This is a genomic window from Caldimonas sp. KR1-144 (genome assembly GCF_049446155.1).
Taxonomy (GTDB): Bacteria; Pseudomonadota; Gammaproteobacteria; order Burkholderiales; family Burkholderiaceae_C; genus Rivibacter.
Genome location: NZ_JBMSEE010000011.1, coordinates 146188 through 163249, shown reverse-complemented (window position 1 = coordinate 163249; position 17062 = coordinate 146188). Strand labels below are relative to the sequence as shown.

21 protein-coding genes are annotated in these 17062 nt (G+C 72.2%); 9 read left to right on the top strand and 12 right to left on the bottom strand.

The features are described from left to right. Nucleotides 1-39: 39 nt before the first annotated feature. The gene (locus ACO2TI_RS21885) at nt 40-372 is read right to left on the bottom strand and encodes a hypothetical protein (RefSeq protein ID WP_423287424.1); all 333 of its coding nucleotides are present in this window, start codon (nt 370-372) and stop codon (nt 40-42) included. Between the two features lie 189 nt (nt 373-561). On the opposite strand from ACO2TI_RS21885, the gene ACO2TI_RS21880 reads away from it, so the two are divergent. After that, nucleotides 562-912 (top strand): hypothetical protein, encoded by a 351-nt coding sequence (locus tag ACO2TI_RS21880; RefSeq protein WP_423287422.1) that lies wholly within the window; start codon nt 562-564, stop codon nt 910-912. On the opposite strand, the gene ACO2TI_RS21875 is transcribed toward ACO2TI_RS21880, so the two are convergent. Together ACO2TI_RS21875 and ACO2TI_RS21870 are read right to left on the bottom strand one after the other, a co-directional pair. Next, nucleotides 909-1832 carry a DUF2145 domain-containing protein gene (locus ACO2TI_RS21875; protein ID WP_423287420.1) on the bottom strand — a complete coding sequence of 308 codons (924 nt, stop codon included), beginning with the start codon at nt 1830-1832 and terminating at the stop codon, nt 909-911. The genes ACO2TI_RS21880 and ACO2TI_RS21875 overlap by 4 nt on opposite strands. Next, entirely contained in the window at nt 1829-2296 is a 468-nt protein-coding gene (locus ACO2TI_RS21870) for a hypothetical protein (protein WP_423287418.1), read from the bottom strand. The genes ACO2TI_RS21875 and ACO2TI_RS21870 overlap by 4 nt, the downstream gene beginning before the upstream one ends. Nucleotides 2297-2497: 201 nt before the next feature. Between ACO2TI_RS21870 and ACO2TI_RS21865 the strand changes: the two genes are divergently transcribed. Beyond that, a complete protein-coding gene (locus ACO2TI_RS21865) occupies nt 2498-3688 on the top strand; it encodes a tetratricopeptide repeat protein (protein WP_423287416.1) in 1191 nt (396 codons plus the stop codon). Between the two features lie 39 nt (nt 3689-3727). Here ACO2TI_RS21865 and ACO2TI_RS21860 read toward each other — a convergent pair whose 3' ends face one another. The 6 genes from ACO2TI_RS21860 to ACO2TI_RS21835 all read right to left on the bottom strand — a co-directional run bounded on the left by ACO2TI_RS21860 (nt 3728) and on the right by ACO2TI_RS21835 (nt 6896). Further along, nucleotides 3728-4135 (bottom strand): ribonucleotide reductase subunit alpha, encoded by a 408-nt coding sequence (locus ACO2TI_RS21860; RefSeq protein ID WP_423287414.1) that lies wholly within the window; start codon nt 4133-4135, stop codon nt 3728-3730. 43 nt (nt 4136-4178) lie between these two features. Beyond that, a complete protein-coding gene (locus tag ACO2TI_RS21855; RefSeq protein ID WP_423287412.1) occupies nt 4179-4856 on the bottom strand; it encodes a YitT family protein in 678 nt (225 codons plus the stop codon). Between the two features lie 102 nt (nt 4857-4958). Next, complete coding sequence (locus ACO2TI_RS21850) at nt 4959-5123, bottom strand: rubredoxin (protein ID WP_423287410.1); 165 nt, start codon at nt 5121-5123, stop codon at nt 4959-4961. A 31-nt stretch (nt 5124-5154) separates the two neighbouring features. Then, nucleotides 5155-5892: a cytochrome b/b6 domain-containing protein gene (locus ACO2TI_RS21845; protein WP_423287408.1), complete on the bottom strand. Its 738-nt coding sequence runs from the start codon at nt 5890-5892 to the stop codon at nt 5155-5157. A 34-nt stretch (nt 5893-5926) separates the two neighbouring features. Beyond that, the gene (locus ACO2TI_RS21840; protein WP_423287406.1) at nt 5927-6436 is read right to left on the bottom strand and encodes a diheme cytochrome c; all 510 of its coding nucleotides are present in this window, start codon (nt 6434-6436) and stop codon (nt 5927-5929) included. 22 nt (nt 6437-6458) lie between these two features. Next, nucleotides 6459-6896: a DUF1924 domain-containing protein gene (locus tag ACO2TI_RS21835; RefSeq protein ID WP_423287404.1), complete on the bottom strand. Its 438-nt coding sequence runs from the start codon at nt 6894-6896 to the stop codon at nt 6459-6461. 117 nt (nt 6897-7013) lie between these two features. Between ACO2TI_RS21835 and ACO2TI_RS21830 the strand changes: the two genes are divergently transcribed. From ACO2TI_RS21830 to ACO2TI_RS21820, 3 genes are read left to right on the top strand one after another with little or no spacing between them, the layout of a single operon-like run. Next, entirely contained in the window at nt 7014-7361 is a 348-nt protein-coding gene (locus ACO2TI_RS21830; protein WP_423287402.1) for a PepSY domain-containing protein, read from the top strand. Then, the gene (locus ACO2TI_RS21825) at nt 7358-8020 is read left to right on the top strand and encodes a response regulator transcription factor (RefSeq protein WP_423287400.1); all 663 of its coding nucleotides are present in this window, start codon (nt 7358-7360) and stop codon (nt 8018-8020) included. The genes ACO2TI_RS21830 and ACO2TI_RS21825 overlap by 4 nt, the downstream gene beginning before the upstream one ends. After that, on the top strand, nt 8017-9435 hold the full coding sequence (locus ACO2TI_RS21820; RefSeq protein WP_423287398.1) for an ATP-binding protein: 1419 nt from the start codon (nt 8017-8019) through the stop codon (nt 9433-9435). Before ACO2TI_RS21825 ends, ACO2TI_RS21820 begins: the two co-directional genes overlap by 4 nt. Nucleotides 9436-9445: 10 nt before the next feature. Here ACO2TI_RS21820 and kynA read toward each other — a convergent pair whose 3' ends face one another. The 3 genes from kynA to kynB are packed head-to-tail and all read right to left on the bottom strand — an operon-like array spanning nt 9446 to nt 12233. Continuing rightward, nucleotides 9446-10294: a tryptophan 2,3-dioxygenase gene (kynA, locus tag ACO2TI_RS21815; RefSeq protein WP_423287396.1), complete on the bottom strand. Its 849-nt coding sequence runs from the start codon at nt 10292-10294 to the stop codon at nt 9446-9448. Nucleotides 10295-10303: 9 nt separating this feature from the next. Next, nucleotides 10304-11584, bottom strand: a complete 1281-nt coding sequence (gene kynU, locus ACO2TI_RS21810; RefSeq protein ID WP_423287394.1) for a kynureninase — start codon at nt 11582-11584, stop codon at nt 10304-10306. A 7-nt stretch (nt 11585-11591) separates the two neighbouring features. Further along, entirely contained in the window at nt 11592-12233 is a 642-nt protein-coding gene (gene kynB, locus ACO2TI_RS21805) for an arylformamidase (protein WP_423287392.1), read from the bottom strand. Between the two features lie 158 nt (nt 12234-12391). On the opposite strand from kynB, the gene ACO2TI_RS21800 reads away from it, so the two are divergent. Genes ACO2TI_RS21800 through ACO2TI_RS21785 form a run of 4 tightly spaced genes read left to right on the top strand, consistent with a single transcriptional unit; the run spans nt 12392 to nt 16996 of the window. Further along, on the top strand, nt 12392-14782 hold the full coding sequence (locus ACO2TI_RS21800) for a bifunctional salicylyl-CoA 5-hydroxylase/oxidoreductase (RefSeq protein ID WP_423287390.1): 2391 nt from the start codon (nt 12392-12394) through the stop codon (nt 14780-14782). Beyond that, on the top strand, nt 14782-15645 hold the full coding sequence (locus ACO2TI_RS21795; RefSeq protein WP_423287388.1) for an SDR family NAD(P)-dependent oxidoreductase: 864 nt from the start codon (nt 14782-14784) through the stop codon (nt 15643-15645). Before ACO2TI_RS21800 ends, ACO2TI_RS21795 begins: the two co-directional genes overlap by 1 nt. After that, on the top strand, nt 15642-16145 hold the full coding sequence (locus ACO2TI_RS21790) for a MarR family winged helix-turn-helix transcriptional regulator (RefSeq protein WP_423287386.1): 504 nt from the start codon (nt 15642-15644) through the stop codon (nt 16143-16145). Before ACO2TI_RS21795 ends, ACO2TI_RS21790 begins: the two co-directional genes overlap by 4 nt. After that, entirely contained in the window at nt 16142-16996 is an 855-nt protein-coding gene (locus tag ACO2TI_RS21785; protein ID WP_423287384.1) for an enoyl-CoA hydratase family protein, read from the top strand. Before ACO2TI_RS21790 ends, ACO2TI_RS21785 begins: the two co-directional genes overlap by 4 nt. Nucleotides 16997-17062 lie beyond the last annotated feature (66 nt).

The window sequence follows — 17062 nt, the reverse complement described above, 5'->3', positions numbered from 1 at the left end:
GCCGCGGCCCCGCGCGTCCTCTCGTGGCGGTGACAGCCGCTAGAACAGCTGCGGATCCCTGCGCGCTTCGGGAACGAGCGTGTCGATCGCCTCCCGCGCGACGCTGGCCGGGGCGCGGCCGCGGTTCGCGGAGATCAGAAGGTGGCCGTAGAAGCGCAGGGCATCGCGCGAGATCAGCGCGCCCAGCTCGACCATCTCGTCGGCGAACTGTTCGACCCAGACAACTTCCTGGGGATCCTCGAGCGCGACCTCGCGCGCCGTCACGCCCAGCGCCTCACGGCTCGCCGGGGGATCCCGCCGCCGCAGCGGCGCGCGGGAAAAGGCAGCTTCATTCAGCGCCCTCGCAAGCGCGCCGGTCCAGGTGACCCTCATGGTCGCAGTCGCGGCAAGAGACGTGCCCATCACGCGCCCGGCTGCCGCTCATCCCGGTTGCCCTGACCAACGGCCGGGGGGCTGCCGATTCGGAACGCCGTTTGCTGCACGGCTACAGCGGCCTCGGCTCCCGGGCTGCGAGAGGCGCAAGACGCAACGACCATGCTGACGTTCTCTGCCACGCGAAAAATGGACAAGACCAAGCTGCGTGACGCCGACATCCGCAAGGTGGCCGACGTCGACGCGTGGATCGCCGCGTACGGACACTCTCAAAGCCATGCCGCGCATTCGATGCGCGACTATCTCGATGCCCACCCCATGATGGCGGCGAGCAAGCGCCGCGCCATCGAGAAATGGCTGATGAACTACGACCGCACGATGGTCGGCGAGGGCCGGCAAGGCGGCGATGCCCAGGCCAGCAAGCCCGCCGCCGGGCCCCCGGCCGCCACGACCGAACGCTCGCTGGCGAAGTGGGCCATCGGAATTGCGCTCGCCACCGCGATCTCGCAAGTGGTGGAGTGGGTGGTCATGGATTACTAGTCCAGCGGCACGACGCGGTCGCCCGCCTGCGGCTCGCATCCGTCGCCCAACGGCTGCCAGCCGTGGCGCACCACCACCCGCCGCTCGTCGTGGCACAGCTCGACGCGCCGCGCCGCGGGCGCGCGACGCCGCACGAAGGCCTCGATCTCGCGCGGCACGCTGGTGCGCACCTGGAGCTTGAACCAGTCCTCCTCGGGGTGGTCGTCGGCGTGCACCCACGGCACGAAGGCGGAGGCGAACATCAGCAGGTGCGAGTCCACGCGCACCGGCTCCGGGTCGTAGTCCTGCGCCTGCAGCCAGGCCTGCGCGCGCTCGCGCGCCTGCAAGCCGCTGCCACCGGTGCGGCCCCATGCCGCGGCAATCAGCTCCATGACCCACTGGTTGCAGTTCTGGTAGCGCAGGCTGAACGGGAAGGCGTTGGCGCTGTAGCGCCCGGCCAGCAGGCTCAAGGCGAGCGCGTTGTCGCGCGCGGCCGCTGCCAGCGGCTCGGCCAGCGCCTTGGGTAGCAGCACGATCGAGATGTAGCCGGTGGCCGGGTTCTCGGTGCCGGAGACGAAGCCGGCCAGGCCCTGGTCGTACAGCCGCGGGCGGCCCTCGCTGCAGGCGTAGTAGAGCTGGCGCACGGCCCAGCCGGCGGCGCCGTCGCCGGCCGGCTTGAGGCCGATGCCGGCGTGCGAGTAGCGCAGGCCGAAGCGCTGCAGGTTCAGGCCCGAGCGCGAGACCAGCGCGACGGCATCGCCGGCGCCGTCGAGCTCCTCCTTCACCAGCGCGGCGAAGCGCAGCAGGCGGTCCTGCTCGGTGGCCGTCATCGACGGCCCGCGGTCGCAAAAGCGCAGCGCGGCGCTGGCCGCCTGGGCCGGCGCCGCGCTGGCGAGCAACGCCGCCGCGAGCAGCGCGGCGCGCGCCAGGTGGGCGATCAAAGCGTCACGGGGCGCGGATCGAGCTCGCGGTGCCAGTCGTCGTGCAGCACGAGGAAGAAGGCCTCGCGCGTTTGCGCGCGGGCGAACTCCAGGCCGTAGGGGCGCTGGCGCGCACTGACGATCGCGCCTTCCGCGAGGCCCTGCGGGCCGAGCGCCTGCTGCGGCAGCGTCAGGAAGAACTCGCCCGCGCCGGCGCGCGCCTCGGTAGGTTGCAGCGTCAGGCGCACGGCGCCCGGGCGGCCGTCGACCGGCGCGATCGCGGCGACGCGGTACTCGCCCTCGGCGACCTTGCGGTCGGGCGAGGAGCTGTCGCTCGAGCCTTCGAGCGAGTCGGAGACGCTGCCGCTCGAGGCCGAGCCGGCGCTGGAGGCGGACGAAGCAAAGCTCTCGGCCATGCAAGGCGCGGCCGCGACGGCGGCGAGCAGGGCGGCGATGCAGGCGAGACGGGGCGAAGCAGGGGCCATGGTGGTCGGGTGGGAGACAGGGGCGCCGCGAGGATATCGCCCGCGCGCCGGCATGCCCGGCGGCGCACTGTGACGGCCGGTAAGCGCTTCGCGGTGGGGCGGCGTCGGGTGGCGGACCGATTGACAAGCGCCGCCGCCGCGCGACCATCGTTGCCGGGGTTTCGAGGAGTGGCCGGCATGCTCGGGCGCACGGTTCATGGAATGACTCGCCGCACGGCCGGCCGCTGCGCCGCCGCCGTGTCGATCTGGGCCGCCGCGCTGCTGGCCGCCGGCTGCGCTGCCACCGGCGGTCCGCCGCTGGCGCCGGAACTGCTGCACGACGAGCTGTTCGCCGCGCCCTCGCAGCCGGTCGACGCCGAGGCCGTGTTCCGGCCCAGCGAGGCGATGCGCCGCCACCTCGAGGCTGCGCGCGCCGAGCGCCCGCAGATGCGCGACCGGCGGCAGTGGCTGATGGCCGAGCTGCAGCGCGCCGGCGCGCTGCGCCTGGAGTTCGACTCCGAGGTCACGCGCAACGCGGCCGAGGCCTTCGATGCACGGCGCGGCAACTGCCTGTCGATGGTCATCATGACCAGCGCGTTCGCGAAGATGCTGGGCCTGTCGGTGCGCTACCAGCGCGTCGACGTGCACGACGAACTCGACCGCCGCGGCGACCTGATGCTGGCCGTCGGCCACGTCAACCTTTCGCTCGGCGGACGGCCGATGGACATCGGCCGCACCCGCCAGGAAGTGGACCCGATGGTGATCGACTTCCTGCCGCCCGAGGACCTGCGGCGCTACGGCGTGCGCGAGATCGACGAATCGACGGTCGTCGCGATGTTCATGAACAACCGTGCGGTCGAAAGCCTCGCCGAGGGCCGGCTCGACGACGCCTACGCCTGGGTGCGCGCGGCGCTGCGCATCGCGCCGGGTTACGGCGACAGCGCGAACACGCTGGCGGTGATCTACCGCCGCCGCGGCGCGCCGGCGCTGGCCGAACAGGTGCTGCGCGGCCTGCTCGCGAGGAGCCCCGACCAGCCGATGCTGCTGGCCAACCTGCGCCTGGCGCTGGCCGACCAGGGCCGCCACGGCGAGGCCGAGGTGGTGGACCGCCGCCTCGCCGCGCTGCAGCCGGCCTCGCCCTTCGACCAACTGCGCCAAGGGCTGGCCGCGATGGCGGCCGGCGACAACGAGTCGGCGCGCGACCTCATCGCGCGCGTGGTCGAGCGCTACCCGAGCTACCACGAGTTCAGGTTCTGGCTCGCGGTCGTCCATGCGCGGCTGGGCGACCTGCCCGGCGCGCGCCGCCAGATGGACCAGGCGATCGCGTTCAGCACGACGCAGGGCGACCGCAGCTTCTACGCGAGCAAGCTCGATCGCCTGAGAGCGCAAAACCCGATGCTGAAGTTCCAGTGAGGCCGGCGAGGTCCGCGAGACAGCGAGACAGCGAGAGCCTCACTCGAAGGTCAGCACCTCGCCGCGCGGCGACAGCGCGAGCAGGCCCTGCACCGCGCCGTGCTTGACGCGCTCGATCATCGTGTGCAGCGAGGACTCGACCGACCGGGGCGACGGCGGTTCATCGCCGTGGCCGCCGAGCCCGGCGACGAACACCACCTGCCACGGCGGGCCGACGTCGCGCGACTCGCTGACCAGGGCTTCGAACGAGGTCAGTTCGTCCAGTGGCTTCTCCACGCACATCAGCGGCGTGAGCTCGCCGCCGGCGCCCGCGTCGTAGCGATCGCGCTGGGCCGGCGTGGCGTCGGAGGGCAGCTGCGCGGCAGCGAACACGAACAGCAGGACCTGGCGGTCCGGCTGTGCGGCGGCCGCGGCAAGCAACTGATCGAAGGGGTGGCCGTCATCCATGCCGACATGATCGCCATCGCGCCCGCAAAGCCCTTGCGGCGCGTCAATCGCCGCGCGCGCCCGGCGCCGCGGGACGACGAGCGTGGCAGCTTTCCGCCAGGTAGCGGCCCGGACGATGATTCCAGACCAGCACCGCGTTCAACGCCAGCGCGCCGAGCACCGACAGGCCGACACGCCGCGCGTCCATCACGAAGAACGCGCCCGCGAGGATGCAGAGGTCAACGGCCAGCTGCACCTTGCCGGTCGACCAGCCGAAGCGCTGGTGCAGGCACAGCGCCAGGATGTTGATGCCGCCGAAGCTCGCGCGGTGGCGGAACATGACCAGCAAGGCGGTGCCGATGAGCACGCCGCCGGCCAGCGCGGCGTACAGCGGCTGCGTGCGCACCACGAGCACCTGCTGCACGGCCGCGACGCCGAGCGCCAGCGCACTGACCGCGGCCAGGGTCCGAAGCGTGAAGCGCGGGCCGATCGCGCGCCACCCCAGCCAGTAGAAAGGCAGGTTGGCAAGGAACAGCGCGATGCCCAGCGGCATGCCGCTCGCGTAGCTCAGCAGGAATCCGAGCCCCGGCGTTCCGCCGGTCATCAGGCCGGCGCTGTTGAGCAGCGCGAGCCCGAGCGATGCCAGGATGACGGCCGTCACCCCCGCCTGCAGGTCGTCGACGACGGTGTGCGGCGGCCCGGATGAAGCCGCGGGGGCCGAAGCGGCCGACGAGTTCGCCATCCGGCGAGTCTGGGGTCGCCGCGAGGCGAGGGCGTTGACGCAGGACAAGGAGGTGCCTCGACGCCACGACGAGCCCGGCGCGGGCCGGCGTTCCGCGAGGCCTCAGCCTTCGATCGGCATGAAGTCGCGCTTGCTCACGTTGCACTCGGGGCAGCGCCAGTCGTCGGGAATGGCGGACCAGGGCGTGCCGGGCGCGATGCCGTGGTCGGGCAGGCCGACGCTTTCGTCGTAGACGAGGCCGCAGGCGGGGCAGACGTAGAGGGTCATGTCGCTTCTCCGGTGATTCGGATCGGGGGCGTCAGTCGCGGTCGTCGTGGTGGCCGCGGTTCGCCGTCGCGGCGTCGTTCGCCGCCGGCAGCAGCCCGCCGGGCGCCTCGTGCCACTGCCAGGCGCCGAAGGCCAGCACGGCGGCCAGCAGCGCCGTGGCCAGCGGACGGCGATTGGCGCGCACCACGTCCGGTCCGGGTTCCGGTACGCGGCCGGTGAGCATCGGCAGCGCCTGGTTGCGTCGTCGCAGCAGGCTGAGCAGGACGATCGCCGCCAGGTGCGCGAACACGACGGCAAGCAAGGCATTCGCGAACAACTCGTGCAGCTCTTCGAGCCACTCGCCGCCCCAGTCCGCGTAGACGGCGTAGCCGCTCAACGCGAGCGGGCCGACGAGGGCCAGCAGCGCCACGACGGCGCCGGCCATCACGAGGTTCTGCAAGGGCCGCCAGCGCGGTGTCCCGTCTTGACGCAGCGAGCGCAGCCATTCGCGCGCGCCGCCGAGCTTGCCCAGCAGCACGGAAAGCCGCGCTTGCCGCGGACCGACGAGCCCGTAGGCGATGCGCCAGCCGAGCAGCCCGGCCATCGTGTAGCCGAGCGTGACGTGCATCGCTCGCCAGTGCTCCGACTCGGCGCTCAACCAGGCGCCGGCGAAGCTCAGCGCCAAGAGCCAATGGAACATGCGCATCGGGGCGTCGACGACGCGCCGCCCGCGCGATGGCGGCGCGTCCGGCGCGCGCGAGCCGATCATGGAGCCGGTGGTGGGGTGCATGCGGTCCTCCTCGCAAGGGGTTCAGGGCGTTCGTTCACTGCCAGGCGCGGCGGTCGCGCCTGTCCAGGCCCGCCGGGAAACGCAGCTCGTCCTCGTCGAAGACGCCGCGGTCGGCGCCGACGTGGCAGGCGGCGCAGTTCGCCGGGCTCCTGACCGAGGGCAGCGACCAGACGGCGGGTGCGATCTCGGCGTGCTCGCGCCTGAACCACGCGGAACGCGTGATGCGGTCCTGCGGCGGCGCTTCGCGCATGCGCCGCGCGCTGCCGGCGTGGGCCTGCAGCCAGATCGACAGCTGCCGCACGGTGTCGGGGTCGAGCGAGGCATCCGAGCCGAAATGCCGGTCCAGACCGGTCATCAGGCGCTGCCACGACGCCGCCGGCAGCAGGCCCGGCGGGTAGGCGACGTGGCAGGAGGCGCACTCGCGCGTGTAGGCCGGCGGCACGGAGGCCGGCATCGAGCCTGACTCGCCGGCCGGCGCCAAGGTGGCGAAGGCCGCGCCGATCAGGGCCGCGAGGGCCGGGCGAAGGAAGGAGACGCTGTTCATCGAAGACTCTCCTGCGGTGGCTTCAGCGCTTCAGGCTGCTCAGGTAGCTCAGCACGTCGGCCTTCTCGGCGGCGCTGCATTCGCGCTGGACCACGTCCTTGCAATTGCGGCGGAACCACTTGTCGACCTTCGCGGCATCGGTGAAGGCCTCGGGGTTGGCGGCCGGCGCCAGCGGCTGGATCGGCTTGCCGGTGCTGGCGTGCTTGCCCGGCGAAAGCGGTGGCTCGCCGTGGCACGAGGCGCACGACCACTGGCCCCCGTGACGGGCGCTGAAGAACGCGCGACCGCGCTCGGCCTGGCCGGGGCTGCCGGCCTCGGCGGCGAAGCGCGCGAGTTGCTGCTGCGGCGTCGTGTCGCCGGCCCGCGCCGCCGGCGCCAGCGAGCCGAGGGCGATCAGCAGCGCGGCGGCGGACATGCGGGCGGTGGCGGCGCCGGCGCGCGGCGGGGTGCGGTGTGGCATGTCGTCTCCTGCGTGAGCGGCCCGAGGGTCGGTGCAGGGATTCTTCGAGCGAGCGCTTGAATCCACGCTGAACGGCGCGTTCATCGGCCGTTCAGCCTCGCGGTGAACAATCGCGGCATGTGCCCCGGTCGCTCGGCCCCGCCTTCGATCCGCCGCCTGCGCCGGCCGGTCCAAGGCGTCGCGGCTGCCGCGCTGGCCGCGGCCTGCCTGCTGGCCGCGGCCCATGCCGGCGAGCGCGACGACCACGAGCGTGCCCTCGCGGCGCTGCGCGCCGGCGAGGTGCTGCCGCTGCCGGTGCTGCTGGAGCGTGTGCAACGCAGCCACCCGGGGCAGGTGCTGGAGGTCGAGCTCGAGCGCGAGGACGGACGCTGGATCTACGAGCTGAAGCTGCTCGAAGCCGGCGGCCGGGTGCGCAAGCTCGAGGTCGACGCGCGCACAGCGCAAGTGCTCGGGCCGCGCCGATGAGGATCCTGCTGGCCGAGGACGACCCGACCCTGGGCAGCCAGCTTCGCGCCGGGCTGGAGGAGGCAGGCTATGCGGTCGACGTGGCGCACGACGGCCGCGATGCGCAGCACCTGGGTGAGACCGAGCCATTCGACGCGGTCGTGCTCGACCTGGGGCTTCCGCTCGTCGACGGCATGACGGTGCTGCAACGCTGGCGCGCCGCCGGGCGCACGATGCCGGTGTTGATCCTGACCGCGCGCGACCGCTGGCACGAGAAAGTGGCCGGCATCGACGCCGGCGCCGACGACTACCTGACCAAGCCCTTCCACGCCGAGGAGCTGCTCGCCCGCCTGCGAGCGCTGATCCGCCGTTCGCAGGGCGTTGCATCGCCGCTGCTGCGCTGCGGCCCGCTCGCGCTGGACACGCGATCCGGTCGCGTGACGCTGGACGGGCGCACCGTTGCGCTGACGGCGCACGAGTACCGGCTGCTGGCCTACCTGATGCATCGGCCCGGGCAGATCGTCTCGCGAACCGAGCTCAGCGAGCACCTGTACGCGCAGGACCTGGACCGCGACTCGAACACCATCGAGGTGTTCGTCGCCCGCCTGCGGCGCAAGCTGCCGGCGCAGGCGATCGAGACCGTGCGCGGCCTGGGTTATCGGCTCGCGACGCCGCCATGACGTCGCGCGCGACAGGGCCGCGATCGCTGCGATGGCGCCTGCTGACGGCGACGCTGATCGCCGTCGCGGCGGCGATGCTGCTGGCAGGGTGGTGGCTGTCGGCCCTGTTTCGCGAGCACGTCACGCGGCAGTTCGCCGAGCTGCTCACGGCCCAGCTGGACCAGGTGGTCGCGGCCGTCGAGCCGGGAAGCGCGGGCGAGCCGACGCTCGATCCGGCCGCGCTCAGCGACCCGCGCTGGCAGCGGCCCTATTCGGGGCTGTACTGGCAGGTCGACGAGGCGGCGGGCGGGTCGGGGCGCGTTGCGCTGCGCTCGCGTTCGCTGTGGGATGCGCAGCTCGCGGTGCCGGCCGACCGTCCGGCCGACGGCGAGGTCCATGTGCACGAGGTTCGCGGGCCCGCTGGCGCATCGTTGCTGCTGGTCGAGCGCTCGGTGCGCATCGACGGTGCCGCGCGTGCGCCCTGGCGCGTGCTCGTGGCCGCCGACGTGCGCGAGACGCAGGCGGCGGCGCGGCGGTTCGACGGCGTGCTCGCGGCATCGCTCGGCGTGCTGTGCGCCTTGCTGCTGGTCGTCGCGGTGGCCCAGGTGACGCTCGGGCTGGCGCCGCTGCACGCGCTGCAGCGCGCGCTGCTGGACGTGCGCGAAGGGCGGGCGCAACGGCTTTCGGGGCGCTTCCCGTCGGAGGTCCAGCCGCTGGTCGACGACTTCAACGGCGTGCTCGATCGCAATGCGGCGATCGTGGCGCGCGCACGCGCGCACGCCGGCAACCTCGCCCATGCGCTCAAGACGCCGCTGGCGGCGCTGATGCAGGCCGCCGCCGGCGCGCGGCAGCGCCCCGCGGCGCTGGCCGAACTGCCGGCGCTGGTCGACGAGCAGGCGGGCCTGGCGCGCCGGCACGTGGACTGGCATCTCGCGCGTGCGCGCGCCGCGGCGGCGCGCGGCGTGCCGGGCGTGCACACCGAGGTGGCACCGGTCATCGATGGCCTGTTGCGCGTGATGGGGCGCGTGCACGCCGACCGCGGCCTGCGGCTGGCGGCCGATCGCGTCGAGCCTGGCCTGGTGTTTGCCGGCGAGGCCGAGGACCTGCACGAGATGGTCGGCAACCTGCTCGACAACGCCTGCAAGTGGGCGCGCGGTGCGGTCGAGGTTTCGGCCGCGCGCCTGCCCGGCGACGGGCCGCCGCGCCTGCACATCACCATCGACGACGACGGACCGGGCATCGCGTCGGAGCGCCGCGAGAGCGCGCTGGCGCGCGGCGCGCGGCTCGACGAGTCGGTCTCGGGCAGCGGGCTCGGACTCGCGATCGTGCAGGAGCTTGCGGCGCTGCACGACGGCGAGCTGCGCTTGGCGTCGGCGCCCGCGGGCGGCCTGCGCGTCGACCTGGTGCTGCCCTCGTGGCGGGGAACGCGAGCCTGAGCGGCGCGGCCTACAGGTCCGTGCGCAGCTTCCAGATCTCGGGGAACAGCACCACGTCGAGCATCTTGCGCAGGTAGCTCACGCCGCCGGTGCCGCCGGTGCCGCGCTTGAAGCCGATCACGCGCTCGACGGTCGTCACGTGGCGAAAGCGCCAGAGCCGGAACGCGTCTTCGAGGTCCATCAGCTCCTCGCCGAGCTGGTAGAGATCCCAGTGCGCGTTCGGCGCGCGGTAGACCGTGAGCCAGGCCTGCTCGACCGCGTCGCTCGCGGCGTAGGGCTGGGACCAGTCGCGCTGCGTGTGGCTGGCGGGCACGGCAATGCCGCGGCGCGCGAGCAGGCGCAGCGCCTCGTCGTAGAGCGAGGGTGCCTTGAACGCCGCTTCCACCTCGGCCAGGCGCTCGGGCCGGTGCTCGTGCGGCTTGAGCATGGCCGGGTTCTTGTTGCCAAGGCTGAACTCGATGCAGCGGTACTGCCAGCTCTGGAAGCCGCTGCTGGGGCCCAGGTAGGGCCGGATCGCCGAGTACTCGGGCGGCGTCATCGTCGCGAGCACGTCCCAGGCGTGGACCAGCTGCTCCATGATCTTGCTGACGCGCGCGAGCATCTTGAACGCAGGCTGCAGCTCGTCGCGCGCCACCGCGTCGATCGCGGCGCGCAGCTCGTGCAGCATCAGCTTCATCCACAGCTCGGAGGTCTGGTGCTGCACGATGAACAGCAGCTCGTCGTGCGCCGGCGACAGCGGCTTTTGCGCGCTCAGCACCTGGTCGAGCTGCAGGTAGTCGCCATAGCTCATCGAGCGGCTGAAGTCGAGCTGCGCGCGCTCGTCGGCGACGATCTGTTCGGGGCTCTTCGGTTCGTTCATCGTCGTCTTTCAGGTCACGGCGTGGCGGCGGTTGAACTCCGGGCGCTGCCACTCACGGCTTTCCATCACCTGGCGCAGCTGCTCCACCGCGTCCCACACCTCGGCGAAGCCGATGTACAGCGGCGTGAAGCCGAAGCGAAGGATGTCGGGTGTCTGCTCGTCGCCCTGGCGGTAGTCGCCGATCACGCCGCGTGCGATCAGCGCCTGCACGATCGCGAAGGCACCTTCGCTGCGCGTGAGACAGACCTGCGAGCCGCGGTGGGCGGCCTCGCGCGGCGAGACGACCGCGAGCCCGTGCCCTTCGCAGCGCTGCTCGACCAGCGCCGCGAAGGCCTCGGTCAGCGCGATCGATTTCGCTCTCAGCGCGGTCAGCCCGCCCAAGGGCTCGGCCGCGAGCACGCTGTCGACGCCGCATTCGAGCGCGGCCATGCCGATCACCTGCGGCGTGCCGCACAGGTAGCGCGCGATGCCGGGCGCCGGCTGGTAGTCCGGCGTGAACTTGAACGGCGCCGCGTGGCCCATCCAGCCCGACAGCGGCTGCCAGAAGCGGTCGGCATGCTTGGGGTTCACCCAGACGAAGGCCGGCGCGCCGGGGCCGCCGTTGAGGTACTTGTAGCCGCAGCCGATCGCGAAGTCGGCGCCGCAGGCCTTGAGCTCGACCGGCAGCGCGCCGGCGCTGTGGCACAGGTCCCAGATCGTCAGCGCGCCCACGGCATGCGCCCGCGCGGTCAGCGCGGCCATGTCGTGCAGCGCGCCGGTGCGGTAATTCACCTGCGTGAGCATCAGCACCGCGACGCGCTCGTCGAGCCGCTGCTCGACCGCTTCGGGCGTGTCGGCCAGCGCGAGCGTGAAGCCCATCTCGCGCGCCAACGACTCGGCGATGTAGAGGTCGGTCGGGAAGTTGCTGCGCTCGGAGAGGATGACCGTCTTGCCGGGGTGGTCGGCGCGCTGGATCGCCGCGGCCGCGTGCAGCACCTTGTAGAGGTTCACCGAGGTCGAGTCGGCGGCGACCAGCTCGCCGGGGCCGGCGCCGACCAGGCGCGCGATCTTGTCGCCCACGCGCTGCGGCAGCTCGATCCAGCCGGCGGTGTTCCAGCTCTTGATCAGGTCGCGGCCCCATTCGTCGGACACCACCTGCGCCACGCGCGCCGGGGTGGCCGCGGGCAGCACACCGAGCGAGTTGCCGTCGAGGTAGATCACGCCGGCGGGCAGCGTGAAGTTGGCGCGCAGGCCGTGCAGCGGGTCCTGCGCGTCGAGCGCGAGGGCTTGTTCTCGGGTGGTCGGGATCATGAAAACCTCAGGGCAATGGGCGCAGCACGGCACGCACGGGAGAAGCGTCGCAGGTCACGAGCTTGAGCGGCAGCGCGATCAGCTCGTAGTCGCCTTCGGGCACGTCGTCGAGCACCAGGTTCTCGAGCACGCGCAGGCCGCGACGGCGGATCACCTGGTGGCTGTCGAGCGTCTTGCTCGACGCCGGGTCGATGCTCGCGGTGTCGATGCCGACCAGCACCACGCCGCGGTCGGCGAGCTGCTCGATGGTCTCGGGCGCGTAGGCCGTCAGCGCGTCGTCGAAGCGCTCCAGCGGCGCTTTCGCGTAGGTGCGCACCAGCACGCGCGGCGGCAGGTCGGGCCCGAGCGCATGCGCGATGTGCTCGGGCCGCACCAGCGGCGCCGCGCCGATCGCGTGGATCACGCGGCAGCGGCCGAGAAAGGGCGCGAGCTCGAGCGCGCCGATCGCGGCGCCCGCCGGGTCGTAGTGCAGCGGCGCGTCGGCATGCGCGCCGACGTGCGGGCTCAGCGTGATCGCGCTGACGTTGACCGGGCAGCCGGGGCCGATCTCGGCGGCCCAGCGCTGCGAGTAGGGCGTGTCGCCGGGGAACACCGGCGCGCCGGCGTGCACCGGCGGGGAAATGTCCCAGAGCTGGAAGGTCTTGCTCACGTCTTGCTCACGACAAGGGCGCACGGTAGCACCGCGCTGCGGGGGCCGGAAGGCCGTGGAAATATGCTTGACACCTAAACAATACACTTCTAAATTCAATCCCACAAGTCGCGGCGCCAGCTCTGTTTCGGAGGCGGCCGCGGGAAAGGATCACTCCCATGCGCATCGCCTGCATCGGCGGCGGCCCCGCGGGGCTGTATTTCGCGCTGCTGATGAAGAAGGCCGACCCGTCGCGCGAGGTCGTCGTGGTCGAGCGCAACCGGCCGTTCGACACCTTCGGCTGGGGCGTCGTCTTCTCCGACCAGACCCTGGGCGCGCTGCAGCGCGCCGACGCGCCCACCGCGCAGAAGATCCTCGACGCCTTCAACCACTGGGACGACATCGAGGTGCGCTTCCAGGGTCGGCGCATCCGCTCCGGCGGCCATGGCTTCTGCGGCATCGGCCGCAAGCGCCTGCTCAACATCCTGCAGGAGCGCTGCCTGGAACTCGGCGTCGAGCTGCGCTTCGAGACCGAGATCGACGATGCGGCCATCGACGCCGACCTCATCATCGCCAGCGACGGCCTGAACAGCCGCATCCGCCAGAAGTACGCGCAGACCTTCGAGCCCGACGTCGACCTGCGCCGCTGCCGCTTCGTGTGGCTGGGCACGACGCGGCTGTTCGAGGCCTTCACCTTCGACTTCCAGCACACGCCGCACGGCTGGTTCCAGGCCCACGCCTACCGTTTCGACCAGACGCATTCCACCTTCATCGTCGAGACGCCCGAGCCCGTGTGGCGCGCGGCCGGCCTCGAGCAGATGGAGAAGGACGAGAGCATCGCGTTCTGCGAGCGCCTGTTCGCCGACGTGCTCGAAGGCCATAAGCTGATCTCCAACGCCGCCCACCTGCGCGGCTCGGCGCAGTGGATCCGCTTCCCGCGCGTGGTCTGCAGGCGCTGGGTACACCACGAAGGCGGGCCGGGCGGCAACCGGCCGGTCGTGCTGATGGGCGACGCCGCGCACACCGCGCACTTCTCGATCGGCTCGGGCACCAAGCTCGCGCTGGAGGACGCGATCGACCTCGCGGCCGAGATCGAGGCGCACCGCGGCGACCTTCGCGCGGCGCTTGCCCGCTACGAAGCGGTGCGCAGCGTCGAGGTGCTGAAGATCCAGAACGCCGCGCGCAACTCGACCGAATGGTTCGAGAACGTCGAGCGCCACGCGCGACTCGCGCCCGAGCAGTTCGCGTACTCGCTGCTCACGCGCTCGCAGCGCATCTCTCACGAGAACCTGCGCGTGCGCGACGCCAGCTATGTGGCCGAGCTGGAGTCGTGGGTCGCCGAGAAGGCGGCCGCGCAGGCCGATGCGCCCGCCGCGAGCGCGGCAGCGGCCAAGGCGCCGCCGCCGATGCTCACGCCCTTCAAGCTGCGCGGCCTCACGCTCGCCAACCGCGTGGTCGTCTCGCCGATGGCGCAGTATTCGGCGGTCGACGGCCTGCCGACCGACCACCACCTCGTGCATCTCGGGGCACGCGCGCTCGGCGGCGCCGGCCTGGTGTTCACCGAGATGACCTGTCCCTCGCCCGACGCGCGCATCACGCCGGCCTGCACCGGCTTGTGGAGCGACGCGCAGCAGGCGGCCTGGACGCGCATCGTCGATTTCGTGCATGGCGGCACGCGCGCCAAGATCGCGCTGCAGTTGGGCCACAGCGGCCCCAAGGGCTCGACCCGCGTGCCCTGGGAGGGCGAGGACCTGCCCTTGAAGGAGGGCAACTGGCCGCTGCTGTCGGCCTCGCCGCAGCAGTACCTCGACGGCGTCAGCGACTGGTCGCGTGCGATGACGCGGGCCGACATGGACCGCATCGTCGCCGAGTTCGTGACCGCCGCCTGGCGCGGCGCCGAGGCCGGCTTCGACTGGCTGGAGCTGCACTGCGCGCACGGCTACCTGTTCTCGGCCTTCCTGTCGCCGCTCACGAACCAGCGCACGGACGAATACGGCGGCTCGCTCGCCAACCGGCTGCGCTTCCCGCTCGAGGTGTTCGAGGCGATGCGCAAGGTCTGGCCGGCCGAGCGGCCGATGTCGGTGCGCGTCTCGGCGCACGACTGGGTGCCCGGCGGCAACACGCCGGACGACGCGATCGAGATCGCGCGCGCCTTCAAGGCCGCGGGTTGCGACCTGATCGACGTTTCCAGCGGCCAGGTCAGCAAGGCGCAAAAGCCGGTCTACGGCCGCCTCTACCAGACGCCGTTCGCGGAAGCGATCCGCAACGAGGTCGGCATCGCGACGATGGCGGTCGGCGCGATCACCGAGGCCGACCAGGTCAACGGCATCATCGCCGCCGGCCGCGCCGACCTGTGCGCGATCGCGCGGCCGCACCTCGCGAACCCGGCCTGGACGCTCAACGAGGCCGCGCGCCTGGGCGTGACCGAGGCGCCGGGCCTGCTGTGGCCGGTGCAGTACCTGTCGGGCAAGTCGCAGCTGGACCGCAATGTCGAGCGCGAGCGGCAGATCGCGGCGCAGACGGCGGGGTTGAGCGCGCTCGAGCAGGCCAACCTGGCGCTGGGGGTGTGATGGCGAGCACCTTGCCCTCACCCCAGCCCTCTCCCGCGCGCGGGAGAGGGAGCGATCCGGCTTCTTCCTCCCTCGCCCCCGCAGGGGGAGAGGGCCGGGGTGAGGGGGTCTTCGCGAATCGCCACGTCGTCGTCACCGGCGGCGGCAGCGGCATCGGCGCGGCGATCGCGCGCGCGTTCGCGTCCCAGGGCGCGATGGTCACCGTGATGGGCCGGCGCACCGAGGCGCTGCAGGCGGTGGTGAAGCTCGGCGGCCAGGTGCATGCGGTCGTCTGCGACGTGACCGACGAGGCCTCGGTCGTGCAGGCGTTCGAAGCGGCCCACGAGCGCGCGCCGGTCGATACCCTCGTCAACAACGCGGGCGCGGTCGAGACCGCGCCGCTCGCGCGAACAAGCGCGACGCAGTGGCGCCGCGCGCTCGACGTCAACCTGACCGGCGCCTTCCTGTGCCAGCAGCAGGTGCTGCCCGGCATGGCCGAGCGCCGCTTCGGCCGCGTGATCAACGTCGCCAGCACCGCCGGGCTCAAGGGCTACGCCTACGTCGCGCCCTATGTCGCGGCCAAGCACGGCCTCGTCGGCCTCACCCGCGCCGCCGCGCTGGAGCTCGCGAAGACCGGCGTGACCGTCAACGCGGTCTGTCCCGGCTACACCGACACCGAGATCGTGCGCGAGGCGATCGACAAGATCGTGCGCAAGACGGGCCGCGACGAGGCGGCCGCGCGCGCGGCGCTCGAAGCGAGCAATCCGCAAGGCCGTCTGGTCAAGCCCGAGGAAGTGGCGCAGGCGGTGCTGTGGCTGGCGCGCGAGGACAGCGCGGCGATCACCGGCCAGGCGATCGCCGTGGCCGGCGGGGAGGTGATGTGAGCGCACTGGCCGACGACCCCGGCGTGCCCGACCTCGAATCGCGCGTGCAGGACGAGCACCACCAAGCGCTCAAGCTGTGGCTGCGCTGGCTCTCCTGCACCACGCGCATCGAGGACGCGATCCGCAAGCGCCTGGCCTCGGAGTTCGGCACCACCTTGCCGCGCTTCGACCTGATGGCACAGCTCGAACGCCACCCCGAGGGCCTGACGATGCGCGAGCTGTCCAAGCGCCTGATGGTCACCGGCGGCAATGTCACCGGCATCACTGACCAGCTCGAAGCCGAAGGCCTGGTCGTGCGCGCGCCACACCCCACCGACCGGCGCGCCTTCTCGGTCAGGCTCACGCCCGCCGGGCGCAAGTTCTTCAAGCGCATGGCGACCACGCACGAAGCCTGGGTCGTCGAACTCTTCGCCGGCTGGACGCCGCAGCAGAAGGCCGCGATGCACGAGCAGCTCGCCGTGCTCAAGCAGCACCTCGCCCGACAAGGAAGCACCGAATGACACGACCGATCGATGCCCATCTCGCCGCCGGCAACCGCCGGCCGCTGGCCGCCTACCGCGCCGAGCACTTTCTCTGGCGCGTCGAGCCGGGCGGCGTCGGCGTGGTCACGCTCAACCGGCCCGAGCGCAAGAACCCGCTGACCTTCGACTCCTATGCCGAGCTGCGCGAGCTGTTTCGCAACCTCGCCTACGCCGACGACGTGAAGCTCGTCGTCGTGCACGGCGCAGGCGGCAACTTCGGCTCGGGCGGCGACGTGCACGAGATCATCGGCCCGCTGACCAAGATGCCGATGCCGGACTTGCTGGCGTTCACGCGCATGACGGGCGACCTGGTCAAGGCGATGCGGGCCTGCCCGCAACCCATCGTCGCGGCGATCGACGGCGTGTGCGCGGGCGCCGGCGCGATCATGGCGATGTCGGCCGACCTGCGCGTGGGCACCGCGCGCAGCAAGACCGCCTTCCTGTTCACGCGCGTGGGCCTGGCCGGCTGCGACATGGGCGCCTGCGCCATCCTGCCGCGCATCATCGGCCAGGGCCGCGCGAGCGAGCTGCTCTACAGCGGCCGCGCGATGAGCGGCGACGAGGCGCTGGCCTGGGGCTTCCTGAACCGCGTGGTCGAGCCCGAGGCGCTGGAGCGCGAGGCGATCGCCTGGGCCGCCGAGCTGGCCACCGGCCCGACCTTCGCGCACGGCATGACCAAGCGCATGCTGCATCAGGAGTGGGCGATGGGCGTCGACGAGGCGATCGAGTCGGAGGCGCAGGCGCAGGCGATCTGCATGATGACGCGGGACTTCCATCGGGCGTACGAGGCGTTCGCGGCGAAGAAGAAGCCTGTCTTTGAAGGGGATTGAGATGGGCAAGCCTCGCCTGGCCCTCACCCCCGCCCTCTCCAGCGCGCGGGAGAGGGAGCCTTCCTT